Origin of the sequence: Duganella sp. CF458, from assembly GCF_900113115.1 — a bacterium.
Taxonomy (GTDB): Bacteria; Pseudomonadota; Gammaproteobacteria; order Burkholderiales; family Burkholderiaceae_D; genus Rugamonas.
The window spans coordinates 178940-194672 of record NZ_FOOF01000012.1; the positions used below are offsets into that span (position 1 = coordinate 178940).

At 63.6% G+C, this 15733-nt stretch carries 16 protein-coding genes; 9 read left to right on the forward strand and 7 right to left on the reverse strand.

Features of this window, described 5'->3' with window-relative positions; all coding sequences use genetic code 11:
- Window positions 1-55: 55 nt before the first annotated feature.
- Together BM269_RS19515 and hmpA are read left to right on the forward strand one after the other, a co-directional pair.
- On the forward strand, window positions 56-520 hold the full coding sequence (locus BM269_RS19515; protein ID WP_090440835.1) for an RrF2 family transcriptional regulator: 465 nt from the start codon (window positions 56-58) through the stop codon (window positions 518-520).
- Between the two features lie 75 nt (window positions 521-595).
- Entirely contained in the window at window positions 596-1777 is a 1182-nt protein-coding gene (hmpA, locus tag BM269_RS19520) for an NO-inducible flavohemoprotein (protein WP_090440704.1), read from the forward strand.
- Window positions 1778-1782: 5 nt separating this feature from the next.
- On the opposite strand, the gene BM269_RS19530 is transcribed toward hmpA, so the two are convergent.
- The 4 genes from BM269_RS19530 to BM269_RS19545 form a co-directional block, all read right to left on the reverse strand.
- Entirely contained in the window at window positions 1783-3330 is a 1548-nt protein-coding gene (locus tag BM269_RS19530) for a GDYXXLXY domain-containing protein (RefSeq protein ID WP_170860430.1), read from the reverse strand.
- Window positions 3327-4271, reverse strand: coding sequence for a DUF2157 domain-containing protein (locus BM269_RS19535; protein ID WP_090440710.1), 945 nt, complete (start codon window positions 4269-4271; stop codon window positions 3327-3329). Before BM269_RS19535 ends, BM269_RS19530 begins: the two co-directional genes overlap by 4 nt.
- A gap of 50 nt (window positions 4272-4321) precedes the next feature.
- Window positions 4322-5158 (reverse strand): HDOD domain-containing protein, encoded by an 837-nt coding sequence (locus tag BM269_RS19540; RefSeq protein ID WP_090440713.1) that lies wholly within the window; start codon window positions 5156-5158, stop codon window positions 4322-4324.
- Window positions 5159-5278: 120 nt separating this feature from the next.
- Window positions 5279-6568, reverse strand: coding sequence for a D-amino acid dehydrogenase (locus BM269_RS19545; protein WP_090440716.1), 1290 nt, complete (start codon window positions 6566-6568; stop codon window positions 5279-5281).
- A 99-nt stretch (window positions 6569-6667) separates the two neighbouring features.
- On the opposite strand from BM269_RS19545, the gene BM269_RS19550 reads away from it, so the two are divergent.
- From BM269_RS19550 to BM269_RS19570, 5 genes are all read left to right on the forward strand, one after another.
- Window positions 6668-7162: an Lrp/AsnC ligand binding domain-containing protein gene (locus tag BM269_RS19550; protein WP_055926035.1), complete on the forward strand. Its 495-nt coding sequence runs from the start codon at window positions 6668-6670 to the stop codon at window positions 7160-7162.
- Window positions 7163-7253: 91 nt separating this feature from the next.
- On the forward strand, window positions 7254-8828 hold the full coding sequence (locus tag BM269_RS19555) for a hypothetical protein (protein ID WP_229204710.1): 1575 nt from the start codon (window positions 7254-7256) through the stop codon (window positions 8826-8828).
- A 111-nt stretch (window positions 8829-8939) separates the two neighbouring features.
- Window positions 8940-9389, forward strand: coding sequence for a hypothetical protein (locus BM269_RS19560; RefSeq protein WP_090440720.1), 450 nt, complete (start codon window positions 8940-8942; stop codon window positions 9387-9389).
- A 55-nt stretch (window positions 9390-9444) separates the two neighbouring features.
- Window positions 9445-10743 carry an NAD(P)/FAD-dependent oxidoreductase gene (locus tag BM269_RS19565; protein WP_090440724.1) on the forward strand — a complete coding sequence of 433 codons (1299 nt, stop codon included), beginning with the start codon at window positions 9445-9447 and terminating at the stop codon, window positions 10741-10743.
- The gene (locus BM269_RS19570; protein ID WP_090440727.1) at window positions 10740-11147 is read left to right on the forward strand and encodes a DUF3592 domain-containing protein; all 408 of its coding nucleotides are present in this window, start codon (window positions 10740-10742) and stop codon (window positions 11145-11147) included. Before BM269_RS19565 ends, BM269_RS19570 begins: the two co-directional genes overlap by 4 nt.
- A 3-nt stretch (window positions 11148-11150) precedes the next feature.
- Here the strand turns inward: BM269_RS19570 and BM269_RS19575 are convergent, their stop codons facing one another.
- Window positions 11151-11834: a sensor histidine kinase gene (locus tag BM269_RS19575; protein WP_090440730.1), complete on the reverse strand. Its 684-nt coding sequence runs from the start codon at window positions 11832-11834 to the stop codon at window positions 11151-11153.
- 115 nt (window positions 11835-11949) lie between these two features.
- Here BM269_RS19575 and BM269_RS19580 point away from each other — a divergent pair, with 115 nt between their 5' ends.
- Window positions 11950-12444 (forward strand): hemerythrin domain-containing protein, encoded by a 495-nt coding sequence (locus tag BM269_RS19580; RefSeq protein WP_090440733.1) that lies wholly within the window; start codon window positions 11950-11952, stop codon window positions 12442-12444.
- Here BM269_RS19580 and BM269_RS19585 read toward each other — a convergent pair whose 3' ends face one another.
- Window positions 12445-14076 (reverse strand): response regulator, encoded by a 1632-nt coding sequence (locus BM269_RS19585; RefSeq protein WP_229204711.1) that lies wholly within the window; start codon window positions 14074-14076, stop codon window positions 12445-12447.
- Window positions 14077-14199: 123 nt separating this feature from the next.
- On the opposite strand from BM269_RS19585, the gene BM269_RS19590 reads away from it, so the two are divergent.
- The gene (locus tag BM269_RS19590; RefSeq protein ID WP_090440736.1) at window positions 14200-14616 is read left to right on the forward strand and encodes a hypothetical protein; all 417 of its coding nucleotides are present in this window, start codon (window positions 14200-14202) and stop codon (window positions 14614-14616) included.
- 49 nt (window positions 14617-14665) lie between these two features.
- Here BM269_RS19590 and BM269_RS19595 read toward each other — a convergent pair whose 3' ends face one another.
- Window positions 14666-15637, reverse strand: a complete 972-nt coding sequence (locus tag BM269_RS19595; protein ID WP_090440739.1) for a diguanylate cyclase domain-containing protein — start codon at window positions 15635-15637, stop codon at window positions 14666-14668.
- Window positions 15638-15733 lie beyond the last annotated feature (96 nt).

A 15733-nucleotide genomic window follows, 5' to 3' on the forward strand; every position in this document is an offset into this window, starting at 1 on the left:
CATTAGGCCCGTGGCCAAAGCAATATTTTGAATGCATCTTTATGTGACGCAGATCATGAGACTGACATCCTTCACCGACTACACCCTGCGTTCGCTGATGCACCTGGGCATGAACCGCGACAAGCTGGTCACGATCCAGGAGATCGCCGACCTGCATGACATCTCGAAAAACCACCTGACCAAGGTGATCCACCAGTTGGGCGCCAGCGGCCTGGTGGAAACCGTGCGCGGCCGGCACGGCGGCCTGCGCCTGAACCGCGAGCCGGAGGATATCAATATTGGCGAAGTGGTACGCGATAGCGAATCGGACTTCCATATCGCCGAATGCTTCGAAGCCGATGCCGGCCACTGCGCCTTCCTGCGCGATTGCGCCCTCAAACGCAAGCTGGGCGAAGCCACCGAAGCCTTCCTGCATGTACTGGATGGCATGACGTTGGCCGACATCCTGCCTGGCCCCCATGGCGGCAACAGCGGCAAGGGCGGGGAGAAAACCATCATCCTTCAGAAAATGCGCATTTAATCTGCATCTTTATTGACGCAGTTTAAGGCAAACATGTATTATGGGTGCATGTTTAGCCGAGAAGGAGCCATACCCATGCTGTCCGCAGAACACCGTGCCATCGTCACCGCCACCGTCCCGATCCTGGAGCAGGGCGGCGAAGCCCTGACCCGCCATTTCTATCAAACGCTGTTCACCGATTTCCCGCAGGTGAAGCCATTCTTCAACCAGGCCCACCAGCACAGCGGCGACCAGCAGCGCGCCCTGGCCAACGGCATCCTGATGTACGCCAAGCATATCGAGCGCCTGGAAGCGCTGGGCCCGCTGGTAAACACCATCGTCACCAAGCACGTTGCGCTGCAAATCCAGCCTGAACACTACCCGATGGTCGGCGCCAGCCTGCTGAAGGCCATCCGCGAAGTGCTCGGCTCGGAGACCGCGACCGACGCCGTCCTGGAAGCATGGGGCGCCGCGTACGGCCAGCTGGCCGAGATCCTGATCGGCGCCGAAGGCAAGACTTATGAAGCCGCCGCGGCCGCGCCGGGCGGCTGGATGGGCGCGCGCCAGTTCATCGTGGCGGCCAAGCGGGTCGAAAGCGAGGAGATCACCAGTTTCGTATTCCGTCCCGCCGATGGCCTGCCGGTGCTGGACTTCACGCCGGGCCAATATATCGGCATCCGCGTGGTGGTGGACGGCCAGGAGCAGCGCCGCCAGTACTCGCTATCGGCGGCTCCCAACGGCCAGACTTACCGGATCAGCGTCAAGCGCGAAGAGAGCGGCATGGTGTCGGGCTTCCTGCATGCGAACCTGAACGAGGGCGATAGCGTGGACCTGTTCCCGCCAACCGGCGCCTTCACGCTGGCGGAAGGCAGCCGCCCGGTCGTTCTGATTTCCGGTGGCGTCGGCATCACGCCGACCCTGGCCATGCTGGAGCAGGCGCTGGAAACCGGCCGTGAAATCCGCTTCATCCACGCGGCCCGCCACGCTGGCGTGCACGCCTTCCGCGACCATGTCGACGGCCTGGCCCAGCGCCATCCGCAACTGAAGCGCCATTACATTTATGCGGAAGACCGCGCGGGCCATCCGCAAGCCGATGCGGTCGGCCTGCTGGGCAACAAGGAGTTGGGCGAATGGCTGCCGCAATCGCGCGACGTCGACGCCTACTTCCTCGGCCCGGTGCCGTTCATGCAGGCCGTGAAGCGCAGCCTGCGCGAACTGGGTGTACCGGAAGCGCAGACCCACTACGAGTTCTTCGGCCCGGCCAAGGCCCTCGACTGAGTCCTTTACAGCGGCTCCAGCTTGGGGCCGCGCAGCCCCACCAGCAGGGCGCGGCCGGAAGGCGCGATACGGTACTCGCCGTAGCGCGCCTTTTCATATCGCTTTGCCTCGCCTTCCTTGAAGAACCATCCGTCGCTGGCCAGCATCCAGCGGCCATCCTTATTCTCCAGCCTTACCTGGATTGTCCCGTCACCGGGCGGTGCTGCATCGTGCTTGTAGCCGACAAGCTCGAGGACATGGTCCGGACCCAGTCGCCCGACGGCGTATGTCGCTCTGCTGTTTTCGCTGGGCTGTTCGCCCGCCGGCAGCCTGACGAACAGGCGCATATAGTCGCCCTGCATCAGCGAACGCGGATCACGCGGCCCCAGTTCGACGAAGGCCACCTGGCCGCTTGCGATCAAGCCTTCGTTGCGTACCACCACCGCATTCGCAATCGCCAGCGCTGCAAGCCCGCTGAGCGCCAACCCGGCATGTACCAGGCCGCTGCGCAGTGGCGTTTGCGGCGCGGCGGCCTGCCGTTTCACGCGGCGTAACGGTACCAGGCAGAATGCCAGCAAGAGCGCCCCGGCCATGGCAAATAATCCAGCCTTATGCGCCAGCGGCAGCGACAGGTCGTAGTACGCGCTACCCACGCCCCATGCCGCCGCAATGCCGCAGGCCAGTGCCAGCCGGTAGCGGCCATCGGCAACGCAGGCGGCGAGCAGCAAGAGCGGCATGCCCATGGCCGGGACAAAGAAGGTGAATCCGGCCACCACCAAGGCGACGCCCAGGCACCACCATTGACGCACGGCAGGCAGGGCGCGCGCCAGGATCGCCGCGGCGGCGGCCGTGCACGCAAGCGACACCGCGCAAGTGAGGGGCTGCAGCGCCCGCGCGGCGCCTGTGCCATGCACCATGAGCGCAGCGGGGGACAACAATGCCGGGCCAGCCCAGACGGCGAAGCCGCCCAGCGTGAACACCAGCCAGCCGGACAGGAATGGCTCGGCTATGGTGCCTAAACTGGGCGCGCGGGCAAATTGGCGGCCTGCCATCCATAGCGCAGCAACGGCATGCAATGCAAACCACCACACGTCGCCATGCTTGCCGAGTTCGGATTCGGACGGCACCAGGGCCGGCACCAGCATGGCCGCGCAAATGCCGCCAAGGATGGTGCGCACCCACGCTTGCGGCACCAGGCCAGCCAATAGTACGGCGAGCGCCGCCATCAGCAGTGCGGCAAGGCGGTGATCCATCAGCATGAACAGGCTGAAGCCCAACACCCCGCCCGCCGACAGCAGCAGCGGAAACGCCGCCTGTTCGAGCAACATCGGGACTGTTTTCCGGCGCAACAGCACGACGGAAGCTGCCACCAGCAGCGCCGCGACTGTCGCGTTGCTGCCATGGCCGGCATTGAGATATTCAATCAGCAGCCCGATCAGCAAGAGGATCGGAACGGCGGCAATCCACGCCCCGAGCCCCATCAGCAGCACGATATGCCACGGCCGCGTATCGCTGCTGCCGGCGGCGATGGCCTGCGCCTCGTCGAGAATCTGTTGCAAGCCGTCGCGGTTCATGCCTGGCCTCCCGCGCGATGTTTTGCCAGCAGCCTGCTGGCGGCAAACGAAACGAGGGCGATGGCGAGCAAGCCGGATGCGATGAATATGGTAAACCGGTCGCAGCCCATCGCATCGAGGATTTTCGCAAATGCGATGACGGCGACGTACAACAGGGCCAGGCAGGCAATGCTGGTGGACGCCAGGTCGTACAGCGCCAGGGTTGCAGTAGCTGCACCGACCAGCAGGGCGGCGAGCATGATCGGGCCCATGCCCTGGTCGAAGGCCAGCACGCTGGCCGGCAAGGCGATATACCCCATGGCCAGCAGCACTGCCAGGCGCAATGACCAGATGCCGCTGCCGGTATAGCGCCGCAACGGCGGCAGCATCACGGCGGGCAGCAGCAGGGACAGCACCCACGCGGCGGCGACCAGGCCAAACGACACCTCGTAATGGGACCAGCCGCCTTCGGCCTTGAGCCAGAGCGCAATCGCGGTGGAGGCGACCGCCAGCCAGGGCGTCCACAACACTTCGCTGCGCAGCACCAGGCATAGCGGCAGGCCGAGGACGGTCCAGAGGGCGAACAGCTGCCAGGGATCGGCCCCGGTCTGGTAAGTCTGGCCGATGCAAGCGAACAAGGCGCCGCTTGCCAGGAAGGAGAACAGGGTGGCCACAACGCGAACGCGCGGAATCAGCGACGCGGCAAGCAGGCCGACCGCGACAGCCGCCTGCATGACGCCGATACGGCCGAAGCGGCCCAGCACGTCCCAATTCGAGGCAATCCAGAACATCAGGCCAAGCCCGCACAATCCCGCGCCGGCGACGGCGACAGCTTGCGGCAAGCGTGACGGGAGCCAGCCTGGCTGGCCGCGCAGGCCCGCCATCAATTCGAGTTCCGTGGTGGAGCGGTGGTCAAGCTGGTGGCGCGCAGCCAGTTCCAGCAAGGTTTGTCGCAAGCTCATGTTTCCTCTTCAGCGCATCGCAATGCGCCGAAGGGTAACATGGAAAGTTGCTAAACCAACAGCGCGGCAGCCATCGCGGAAGCATCGGCTTCCGCTTCTTCCAGCATCTGCTCGCGCTTTTCGGTATCGATGAACAGGTCCATTACGGAATCTTCGTGCGGCGGCTGTTGCTGGTCCGGGGCCAGCGGCGAAGCGATGGGCGCGAAGTGATTCGCCAGCAGCAGGGTGTCGAGCAAGGTCTCGGGCGGGATCTGCAGCATGCCGCTGCGCAGGCTCTCGATCGCCTCCGCCACCTCGGCTGGAATGCCCAGCTTCTTCAGCACTTCGCGCGTGATGATCTCTTCGCTCGCGGTTTGCCAGTTTTCCGGATCGGGTTCCAGCAGGCCAGGGAATTCATCGGCGCGCGACAGCAGGTAGAAACTGCCCACTTCATGCACGATGGCGGCGAACAGGGCGGTGTCGGGATTCACGCCGGTGACCTCGCGCGCGATGATGCGCGACAGGCAGGCGACGTGGATGGTGTGCTGCCACAGCTGCTCGGCTTTCGCGCGCAGCACGGGATCGGTGATCTTGCTGCCGAAGGCGCGCACCACCATGGCCGCAGCCAGCGCGTACAGGTTGTGATATCCCACGCGCATGATGGCGTTGCGCACATTGGTGATATCCGGCCCGCCGGTGCGGTTGAACATGGCGGAGTTGGACAGCGAGACGGTGCGCGCGGCCAGTTGCGGCTCGGCCAGCACCAGCTTGATGGCGTCCTCCATCGGACAATCCGGATCGTCCAGGGCGAGCTGGACGCGCAGGGCGGCATTAACGCTGGTAGGAAACACGAGGTCTCCCCGGATCGCCAGCGCGGCGACGTGTCCGAAGGCTTCCAGTTTATTCATGCCGAAAATTATACGGCCCCACAGGGCATAGTGCCAAATGCAAGTCGGGGTCAGCTCTGGCAACAGGACATTTTCGCTAGCGAAAATGTCCTGTTGCCAGAGCTGACCCCGACTTTTATCTTAGGCGCCGGCCAGTTGCGGCTGGCGGGCGGACTGCTCTTGGCTGTAACGGGCTACCGACAGGTCGTCGGCGAAGATGGCCGGGCGCTTGGCGGACATGATGTCGGCCAGCAGCTGCGCCGAGCCGCAGCTCATGGTCCAGCCCAGGGTGCCGTGGCCGGTGTTGGTGAACAGGTTGCGGATGCCGGTGCGTCCCACCACCGGTGTGCCGTCCGGCGTCATCGGGCGCAGGCCGGTCCAGAAGCTGGCTTCGGCGGTATTGCCGGCGCCGGGGAACAGGTCGTTCACCACCATTTCCAAGGTTTCGCGGCGGCGTGGGTTGAGCTTGGTGTTATAGCCGGCGATCTCCGCCATGCCGCCCACGCGGATGCGGTCGTCGAAGCGGGTCACCGCAATCTTGTAGGTCTCGTCGAGGATGGTCGAGGTGGGGGCCTTGCCGCCGTCGACGATCGGCACGGTGATCGAGTAGCCTTTCAGCGGGTATACCGGGATCTCGACCAGCTCTTTCAGGAACGGGGTCGAGTAGGCGCCCAGCGCCACCACGAAGGAATCGCCTTCCACCAGTTCGGCGCCGCATTGCACGCCTTTGATCTTGTCGCCTTCGCTGACCAGCTTGTCGATCGACACGCCGTAACGGAATTTGACGCCCAGTTCTTTCGCCATGGCTTCCAGGCGGGTGGTGAACATCTGGCAGTCGCCGGTTTCATCGTTCGGCAGGCGCAGGCCGCCCACCAGCTTGTGCTGCGACGCGGCCAGGCCAGGCTCGGCTTTCATCAGGTCGGCGCCGGTCAGCAGTTCGTAGGGCACGCCGGTTTCCTTGAGCACTTCGATATCCTTGGCGGCGCCGTCCAGTTGTGCCTGGGTGCGGAACAGCTGGGTGGTGCCCTGCTGGCGGCCTTCGTATGCGATGCCGGTGGCGGCGCGCAGCACCTTGAAGCAGTCGCGGCTGTACTCGGCCAGGCGCACCATGCGTTCCTTGTTGATGGCGTAGGATTCGGCATTGCAGTTGCGCAGCATCTGCCACATCCACTTCAACTGGAAGGTGGTGCCATCCGGGGTGATGGAGAGCGGCGCGTGGCGCTGCAGCATCCATTTCATGGCTTTCAGCGGAATGCCGGGGGCGGCCCATGGCGACGCGTAGCCTGGCGAAATCTGGCCGGCGTTGGCGAAGCTGGTTTCCAGGGCAGGGCCCGGCTGGCGATCCAGTACGGTGACATCGTGGCCGGCTTGGGCCAGGTAATAGGCACTGGTGACGCCGATAACGCCGCTGCCAAGGATAACTACGCGCATGAATTGCCTCCGGAATATATGTTGCGGATTATTTTGCTATGATAAGTAAGATTTCCTAGTATTTGTTACTATATGAGCAGGCTAAAACAGTAAAAATTCATGCGAATTCAAAAAGAATCGGCCCGGGGGCTGGACAAGATTGACCGCAAAATACTGCGCATCCTGCAAGAGGACGCGCGGATTGCCATGAAGGACTTGAGCGAGCAGGTCGGGCTGTCGATTACCCCCACCATCGAGCGGGTCAAGCGCATGGAGCGCGACGGGGTGATTGCCGGTTATCACGCGCGGCTCAATCCGCGTGCGCTTGGCGCCAGCCTGCTGGTGTTCGTGGAGATCACGCTGAACCAGAAATCGGCCAGCCATTTCGAGCAGTTCCGCCGCGAGGTGCTACGGATTCCGGAAGTGCAGGAGTGCCACCTGGTGTCGGGCGATTTCGATTACCTGATCAAGGCGCGCATCCATGAAATGGCGGAGTATCGCAAGCTGCTGGGCGACATGCTGTTGAACCTTCCGGGCGCGGCGCAATCCAAATCGTATGTGGTCATGGAGGAGATCAAGGAAACCTTGATTCTGCCCACGGAGCCAGCCCCCTAGCCGCGCATGCAAACTGCGCATGCAAACTGTTTGGGTGCTGAGCTCAGTTGGTCTAGAATGCCATTAACCTGACTGAGCGAACGGAGAATTTGTGCAAAGCACTTATGGAGCCGCGAGCGTCACCCCACCAGCCGCCCCCGCGCCGGCTGCACCCGAGCACGCTGTCCTGTTGCGTGGCCTCGACGAACATCTTTCCTCCGATCAAAGCTTTACCTCGAACCTGGCCCGCACCGTCGGCGCCATCGCCAGCACCGACGGCGCGCTGACCTTGGCGCAATTTGCCGCGGTGACCGACCTGGCCGGCGATGGCCGCGCTTCCGCCGTCTTCACCGCCATCGTGCTGAACGCCATCGAATGCGGCATCAGCGTCGACTGGGCACTGCAAGCCCTGGCGCGTTCCAGCCCGACTGTCGCCGACCCTGCGCGCCACAAGGCCTTCAACCTGATGAAGCCGCTGCTGGCGCTGCAAGGCACTGCCGCCCGGCCCCTGGCGCAAAAAGTCGCCAAAGCCCTGCACATCAAGCTCACGCCGGAGCAGTTATTCGGCCTGCCACCGGAAGAAGAGCGCCGCCTGCTCAGCAACCTAGGCAACCAGGCCCGCAAGCTGGTCAAGGGCAGGGGACTGGCCGACGCCGTGGCCGACTTCGGCCGCTCGATGGGCCACGCCGAGTTGCTGAATCACGCCCGCGGTTATAACGGCGGCCTGATGAGCCAGGAAGAACTGCATACCGCCGTCGAGCGCGCCGTGTCGACGATCTGCCAGGGCATCGACAGCTACCGCGAGCACGAGAGCTCGCCGCTGGCCTGCGAAGCCAGCGCCGCAGGCCTGTTGAGCACGGCCCAGCAACTGCGCCAGCAGGTACAGCAGCGCCTGGCCCTGGTCGATGCCCGCATTGCCTACGAACGCCGCATGCTGAACCAGGACATCGACGATGCCGTGCACGACGCCGGCAACGCCATTGAACTGGCACTGGCCTGCCACCCGGAAGTCAGTGAGCGCGCCAGCGGCGAGCAATTCGGCAAGGAAATGGAATCGCGCCTTGACCGGGTGGTGCAGCGCAAGGAAGAAGTGCTGGACTTGCTGCAGCACGACCTGTCGCTGTTCCAGTCCGATATCCGCCTGACCCAGAGCACGGTCTTCGAACGCCAGCACCACGCCACCCTGGCGCGCCTGATGCCGCGCATGCGCGTCGGCACCCGCCTGGCGCAGACGGTCGACAGCGCCGCCAATTTCACCTTGATGGGCAGTGCCGTCGCGGCTGCCGGGACCGGAACCGCAGCCTACCTGTTCGGGGTTGCCGTGGTGCTGCCGGTGGTGGCGCCGGCCGCCCCCTTCGTTGGCGGCGCGGTGCTGCTGGCCGGCGCCTTCAAATGGTTTGCCGATGCCGGCCGCCGCAAGCGTTCGGAAATCCTGGACCGCCGCCGCGCCTTCGAGGAAGAGCTGCGCAAGCGGCTGCAGGAAGTGCAGGCCGCCTTCGGGCGCCAGTTGGACCGCATTGCCGCCAGCTTCCACGAATCGGCAACCCAGTTGCTGACGCCGCTGATGCTGGAAGCGGAAGCCGCCGGCCGCGTGCAGGCGGTGCGCAAACGCATTGCCGACAAGGTCATCGGTCAGGCCCAGCACGCCATTTCCCAACTGCGCAGCGCAATGGCCGCCCACGTCTGATCTTGTTGCGGTATGGCAACTGCGTTCGTTACCGAACGAAAGTCACTCTCTTGCTTTGGTACAATAAATGGCAGGCAACGCACTTTTTCAACAACTTATATAATCACGACCATGAAGACCCAGCTCTTAGCCGCCGCCATGCTGGCACTCAGCACTTCTGCCATCGCCCAGGACGTGGGCGTTTCCGTCACCGTCGGCCAGCCAGGCTTTTTCGGCCGCATCGACATTGGCAATATGGCACCGCCACCAGTGCTGTACCCGCAGCCAGTGATCATCCAGCGCCCGGCCCGCATCATCGCCGAGCCGCTGTATCTGCGCGTTCCGCCAGGCCATGCCAAGAACTGGGGTAAGCATTGCGGCAGGTATAACGCTTGCGGCCGCAACGTCTATTTCGTGCGCGACGAGTGGTACACCAATGAGTACGCGCCACGCTACCGCGACGAGCATCGCCACCGCGACCATGACCGCCGCGATCGCGATTACGACGATGACCACGGTCACGGCCATGGCAAGCACAAAGACAAGGGCCATGGCCACGGCCACGGCAAGCATAAAGACTAACCCGGTGGCATAGCCGGGCCGGCAGCCCGCTCCCCACCGATAACAGGAGAACTGTTTGCAGAGCAGATATGTGATCGTAGGTGGAGGGGCAGGCGGCCTGGAGCTGGCCTGCAAACTGGGCCGCCAACTCGGCCCGCAACAGGTGATGCTGGTCGATAGCCGGCTTTACCATATCTGGAAGCCATCGCTGCACGAGGTCGCGGCCGGCACCCTGGACATCCACCAGGAAGGCCTGTCCTACCAGATGCTGGCGCACGACAATGGCTTCACCTATGTCTACGGCGCCATGACGGCGCTGGACAGTGCCAACCAGCACATCACCGTCGCGGCAATTACCAGCGAAGGCGGCGAAACCGTCCTGCCCGAGCGCAGCATCGGCTACCAGTCGCTGGTGATGGCGGTCGGCAGTACTTCCAATTATTTCGGCGTGCCCGGCGCGGCCGAAAACACGATTTCCCTCAACGCGACCGAAGATGCGGAGCGCTTCCGCCTGACCCTGCTCAAGCTGCTGACGCGCGCCGCATTGCAGAAAGGTGCGCAGCAGGGCGCCTCCGGCGTCGATGTCGTGATCATCGGCGGCGGCGCCACCGGTGTCGAGCTGGCCGCGGAATTGCGCGAAGCCAGCGGGGTCTACACTTCCTATGGCTTCGGCCACCTGGACCCGATCCGCGATGTGCGCATCACGCTGCTGGAAGGCGCGCCGCGCATCCTGGCGCCGCTGCCGGAGCGTGTGTCGCAGGCGGCGCTGAAACTGCTCAACCAACGTGGCATCCAGGTCGTGACCGATTGCCGCGTGACCGCGATCGCAGCAGACCACGTGTCGGTCGGCGAGCAGAGCTACCCATCGGATATCGTGGTGTGGGCGGCCGGCATCAAGGCGCCGGCTTTCCTGGCCTCGCTGGGCTTGCCGACCGCCAAGGGCGGCCAGATCGAAGTCACCGGCGAGTTGCAGGTCAAGGGCGTGCCGGGCGTGTACGCCTTGGGCGATTGCGCGCAATGCCTGGGCGCCGACGGCAAGCCGGTGCCGCCGCGCGCCCAGGCCGCCCACCAGCAGGCCGATTACCTGCTGGAGACCTTCATGCGCCAGGTGAAGGGCAAGCCGGCGCAAGGCAAGCCCTACGAATACCGCGACTATGGTTCGCTGGTCTCGTTTGGCCAGTCGACCTCGGTCGGCAGCCTGATGGGATCGCTGCGTGGCTTCAACTGGTTTGTTGAAGGCTTCTTCGCGCGCATGATGTACGTCAGCCTACACCTGCTGCACCACCAGGCGGTGCTCGGCACCATCCGCACTGGCGTGCTGGCCGTGGCACGCTTCCTGGTCAAACGGGCCACGCCGCTGGTCAAGCTGCATTGAGGGCGCTGCTGCTTGGGGCGGCAGCCGCTGCCGCGCTGGGCGGGTGCTATAACCGGGCCACCGAGCTGGCCGAGCTGGCGCGCCACCATGCGACCGCGGCGGGCCGTGTCGTGGTACTCGAATGCCATCACGATGGCCAGTGGTGGTATGAGTTCGAGCTGGACGGCAAGCGCCGGCGCGGCCCGGTGCGCGACCCCGCCGGCTGCGCACAACGCAGCTTAGGCGACAGCATCGCGGTGTACTACAACCCTGCGGCACCTGAAGTGCATCGCGCCATGGCGCCGGCAAAGGCGTACGAACTGGAGCACGGCTTCCACGTGCCCATCTGGCTCTGGTTCGGGATGGGCGCGCTGGCGCTGCCGCTGTCGGCCTGGATGGCCTTGAGGCGCGGCAGCAAGCGCTAGGCCTCAGCTGATGGGGGGCTTGGGCAGGGTCACTGTCAGCGCGGCGCCCTGCGTGCCATTGGCTGCCAGCAAGAGCGAGCCGCCCAGGAAAATGGCGCGTTCACGTATCATGCGCAAGCCGTGGTGGTGTTGCCAGTCGCCATCCGCAACGGCGGCCTGGCCAAGGCCGACGCCGTCATCCTTCACCATCAGCACGATGTTGTCGTCCATGTCGTCGACAATCACCTCGACCTTGCCGGCGCGGGCATGGGTGGCCACGTTGCGCAAGCCTTCTTCCGCGGCGCGCAGCAGCACCACGCGGTGCGCGCGCGGGCAGGCCGGCTCGTCTTCCGGCAGGCTGCAGTGGGCTTTCATCAGGTGTTCGGTGCCGAACTGGGCTACCAGTTCGCCCAGCGCCACGCGCAAGCCGAGGAATTCCAGCTTGTCGTTCCACAGCTTGTGCTGCATGCCGCGGTTGGTTTCGATGATGTTGTGCAGCAGGTTTTTCATTTGCGCCGCCCGGTCAAGCAAGGCGGGTTCCTGCGGCAGCTTGGAGGTCAACAGGCCCAGGTGCATGGTCAGTGCCGTCAGCGAGGAACCAAGGCTGTCGTGCATCTGGCGCGACAAGGCGCGCCGCTCGTCGTCCCAGCAATTGTTGACGTAACCCAGCAACTCCCGCAATTCAGCGGCGTCCGTGTCGGCAGACATATGTTTGGCAGTCCATGTTTATTGCCTTGATCATACATGAGGATGGTGGTGGGGTGGCGCACATACAGCCAGCAGTGCGCCTGTCAATCTGACAGCTCACCAGAGGAGATGCGAAATGAAAGATGCCATTGCTTTGCTGAAACAGGACCACGCCAACGTCAAAGCCATGTTCAAGGAATTCGAGGCACTGGGTGAGCGCGCCTTCACCAGCAAAAAGAAGCTGGCCGACAAGATCTGCCTCGAACTGACCAAGCACGCCACAGCGGAAGAGGAAATCTTCTATCCGGCCATGCGCGCCGCGTCGAAAGAAGCCGAGGACCTGGTCGACGAGGCAACGGTCGAGCATTCCAGCGCCAAGGACCTGATCGCCCAGATTGGCGAGATGGAGCCGCACGACGAGCTGTTCGACGCCAAGGTCAAGGTGCTGGGCGAGTACATCAATCACCACGTCAAGGAAGAAGAGGGCGAGATGTTCCCGCTGGCGAAAAAGGCCGGCCTTGACCTGCAAACCATGGCTGGCGAGATCGAGGCGCGCAAGGACGAAATCGACTTCGTGCCGCCACGCCTGCCGCAAGCGCCCGGCAGCCAGGCCGGCCGGGTGCGCGCCTGATCAGGAGCGCATGGCAGCCGGGCTGCGCGCCAGGCATTCGTCGATGGCGCGCAACAGCTGGTCGACGTCGACCGGCTTGACCAGGTGCATGTCGAAGCCGGCATCCATCACGCGGCGCTGGTCGTCGGCCAGGCCATAGCCGGTCAGGGCGATCAGCCGGATGTGGTGGGTATCCGGATTGGCGCGCATGCGGCGCGCCACTTCATAGCCGTCGATGCCCGGCAGGCCGATGTCGACCAGGGCGATATCGGGCCGGTCCGCCGCGGCCTTGGCCAGGCCCTGGAAGCCGTCAGCCGCATGCTGCACCGGGTAGCCGTAGCAGCCCAGCATCATGGCCATCATTTCGCGGCCGTCGTCATTGTCCTCCACCAGCAGCACGGCTGGTTTCGGCTGTTCGCTTGTATCCATGGGGATTGCCTTTGGTTCAGTCACATGCTCGATACAGGGCAGGTGCAAGGTGAAAGTACTGCCTTCGCCCGGGCCATCGCTTTCAGCATACACATTGCCGCCGTGCAGTTCCACCAGGCGCCGCACCAGCGACAGCCCGATGCCGAGGCCGCCTTGTGCGCGGTCCAGCGTGCTGGTGCCTTGCACGAAAACATCGAAAACCTGCGGCAGCAGGTCGGCGGAAATGCCGACGCCGCTGTCGTGCACGCTGATCGTCACTTCGCCATCGTCGACATCGCACAGCAGCTCGATATGCCCGCCCGGTGGCGTGTATTTCAATGCATTGTCCAGCAAGTTGCTGATCACCTGTTCCAGGCGGGTCGCGTCGCCGTTGACCCAGCTTGGCGCGATTTCGACTGTCACGCGGTAATCCTCGAGCCGGCCGGTGGCACGGAAGGTTTCCAGCGTGGTCTTGAGCAGGGCGGACAGGTCCAGCGGCAGGCGGTTCAGCAAGATCTTGCCCGACATGGCGCGGCTCAGGTCAAGCAAGTCGTCCACGATACGGCCCAGGTGCCGGCTTTGGCGCTGGATGATTTTTTTGGCGTGGCTCACGCTGTCCGCGTTCACGCCGGGCAAGCCGATCAGTGAAGCGGCACTGCTGATGGCCGACAGCGGGTTGCGCAATTCATGGCCCAGCATGGCCAGGAATTCATCCTTGGCATGGCTGGCGCGTTCGGCCGTCTTGCGTTCTTCGATTTCGCGCAGCAGGCGCTGGTTGCTGGCGATCAGGTCGGTGGTGCGCTGGCTGAGCTGGCGCGCCTGGCGCCGTAACTCTTCGTTCTTGGTGGCGAGTGACACGAAGACGCTGATCTTTGCATACAGCACTTGCGGGATCACCGGCGTGAACAGGAAATCGACGGCGCCTTTCTGGTAGGCCTTGAGGCGATCCAGTTCGTCGGCCACGAAGGCGGTGATGAAGATGATGGGAATGTCCGACGAGCGTGGCCGCTGGTGAATCGCTTCGGCCGTCTCAAAGCCGTCCATGCCCGGCATGTTCACATCGAGCAAGATCACGGCGAAGTCGTGCGTGAGCACCTCGCGCAAGGCTTCCTCGCCAGAGCGCGCGGCGACCACTTCATAATTCTCTTGGGCTGCCCATTGCTGGAGCAGGTTGGTCAGCGCGAAGAGGCTGTTGGCGTCGTCATTGACGACGAGGATCTTGGGCTTGTCCACCAGTCTGATCATAGCCGTGCCTATTTACTGTGTCAAAAGAACCCATGCCAATCGAACACCCGCTGTGTACGCACGCGCACAGTCAGGCGGCAGCCCTGCTGCCATAGTGAAAACTCGTCCAATGGAGGAGTGACCATGAATATCGACACCATCGTTGACAAAGAGTATGTGGGCAAGAGTTTCCGCGAATTGGCCGACGCGCCCGTCAGTGCCTTGCGCGGCCTGAGTCCCAAAGATGCCAAGGCCCTGCACGCCGCGTTCGGCGTGAGCACGGTGCGCGAACTGGCGCAGCTCAATTTCGTGCGCTGGGCTTGCGCCATTTCAATCCTGGCCGACGAAGAGCAGCTTGCGCCTGCCGACAAGGCCAAGGAGGAATTGCTGGACGATGCAGTCGAGATGACGTTCCCGGCCAGCGATCCGATCTCGGTCGATGCCGGCATCACGCGCATTGAAGTGGCGCCGGAAAAAGTCGATGCGCAACAAGACCACCAGCATGCCGGCAAAGTCGAAGAGTCGACTGAAATCGGTCGCGAGGCTGAAACCACACCGTAACCCGCAGGGCGGCCTGGCGCATCAGGCTGCCGGCATCATGTTGCCAACCTCATGCTGCGGTGACGTGGACTTGCGGCGTGTGCACCGCGTCGCAATGGGCGGCCGCGCAATAACGGTTCTTGCCGGTGCGCTTGGCCTCGTAGAGTGCCGCATCGGCCGCATGCATCAGGTTGTCGACCGTGGCCGCGTCGTCGGGATAGAGCGCGATGCCGAGGCTGGTCGACAGCTGCAGCGTCAAGCCATTTACCACGTAAGGCTGGGCCACCACTTCGATCAGTTTGCTGGCCGGTTCCTGCGCGTCGGCCAGGGTGCCGACTTCGCCCAGCACGATCACGAATTCATCGCCACCGATGCGCGCCACGGTATCTTCCTTGCGCGCCGAATTGACCAGGCGCTGCGCCACCTGCTTGAGGATTTCATCGCCATAAGCGTGGCCATGGGTATCGTTGATGGCCTTGAAGCCGTCGAGGTCGAGGTACATGACGGCAGCGCGGCGTTGCTGGCGCGCGGCGTGCTGCAAGGCCGTGGCAATCCGGTCTTCCAGCAGGCGGCGGTTGGGCAGGCCGGTCAAGGGATCGTGCAGCGCCAGTTCCTGCTGCTGCTTGCTGTAGGAGGCCAGCTCCTTGTACAGCAGGCGCACCTCCAGCATATTGTGGATGCGCTTGTGCACTTCGAGCAGGTCGAAGGGCTTGCTGATGAAGTCGCGCGCACCCGCTTCCAGGGCGGCGATCTTGAAGCTGGGCTGGGCAGTCAGGGCCAGCACCGGCAGGTAGCCTTCCTGTTCGATTTCTTTCAAGCCTTTCATGACCTGGAAACCATTCAGTTCCGGCATTTGCAGGTCGAGCAAGATCAGATCGTAACGATGCTGGCGGTGCAGGGGGCAAACCTGCTCCGGTAGCATGGTGGCCGTCACATTGGTATAACCGGCATCGCGCAGGATTTCCAACATCAGGTCGATATTGTCTGCACAATCGTCAACTACCAAGATCTTGGCATTCAGGATCTCATCAGGGCTTGGCATGGCGGTCTCGGGAACTGGACTCTCAGTGTATCTTGCGACAGTTTGCCGCGGCGCACGTGTCATCAACCAGTCTAGCAAAAATTTCGCCAGTTTCTT

Excerpts from the sequence above, each read along its gene's own strand:
- BM269_RS19515 (WP_090440835.1), top strand. The coding sequence starts at position 56 with ATGAGACTGACATCCTTCACCGACTACACCCTGCGTTCGCTGATGCAC.
- BM269_RS19575 (WP_090440730.1), bottom strand. The coding sequence starts at position 11,834 with ATGTCTGCCGACACGGACGCCGCTGAATTGCGGGAGTTGCTGGGTTAC.
- BM269_RS19595 (WP_090440739.1), bottom strand. The coding sequence starts at position 15,637 with ATGCCAAGCCCTGATGAGATCCTGAATGCCAAGATCTTGGTAGTTGAC.
- BM269_RS19545 (WP_090440716.1), bottom strand. The coding sequence starts at position 6,568 with ATGCGCGTAGTTATCCTTGGCAGCGGCGTTATCGGCGTCACCAGTGCC.
- BM269_RS19590 (WP_090440736.1), top strand. The coding sequence starts at position 14,200 with ATGAATATCGACACCATCGTTGACAAAGAGTATGTGGGCAAGAGTTTC.
- hmpA (WP_090440704.1), top strand. The coding sequence starts at position 596 with ATGCTGTCCGCAGAACACCGTGCCATCGTCACCGCCACCGTCCCGATC.
- BM269_RS19580 (WP_090440733.1), top strand. The coding sequence starts at position 11,950 with ATGAAAGATGCCATTGCTTTGCTGAAACAGGACCACGCCAACGTCAAA.
- BM269_RS19550 (WP_055926035.1), top strand. The coding sequence starts at position 6,668 with ATGCGAATTCAAAAAGAATCGGCCCGGGGGCTGGACAAGATTGACCGC.
- BM269_RS19585 (WP_229204711.1), bottom strand. The coding sequence starts at position 14,076 with ATGATCAGACTGGTGGACAAGCCCAAGATCCTCGTCGTCAATGACGAC.
- BM269_RS19540 (WP_090440713.1), bottom strand. The coding sequence starts at position 5,158 with ATGAATAAACTGGAAGCCTTCGGACACGTCGCCGCGCTGGCGATCCGG.
- BM269_RS19535 (WP_090440710.1), bottom strand. The coding sequence starts at position 4,271 with ATGAGCTTGCGACAAACCTTGCTGGAACTGGCTGCGCGCCACCAGCTT.
- BM269_RS19530 (WP_170860430.1), bottom strand. The coding sequence starts at position 3,330 with ATGAACCGCGACGGCTTGCAACAGATTCTCGACGAGGCGCAGGCCATC.
- BM269_RS19560 (WP_090440720.1), top strand. The coding sequence starts at position 8,940 with ATGAAGACCCAGCTCTTAGCCGCCGCCATGCTGGCACTCAGCACTTCT.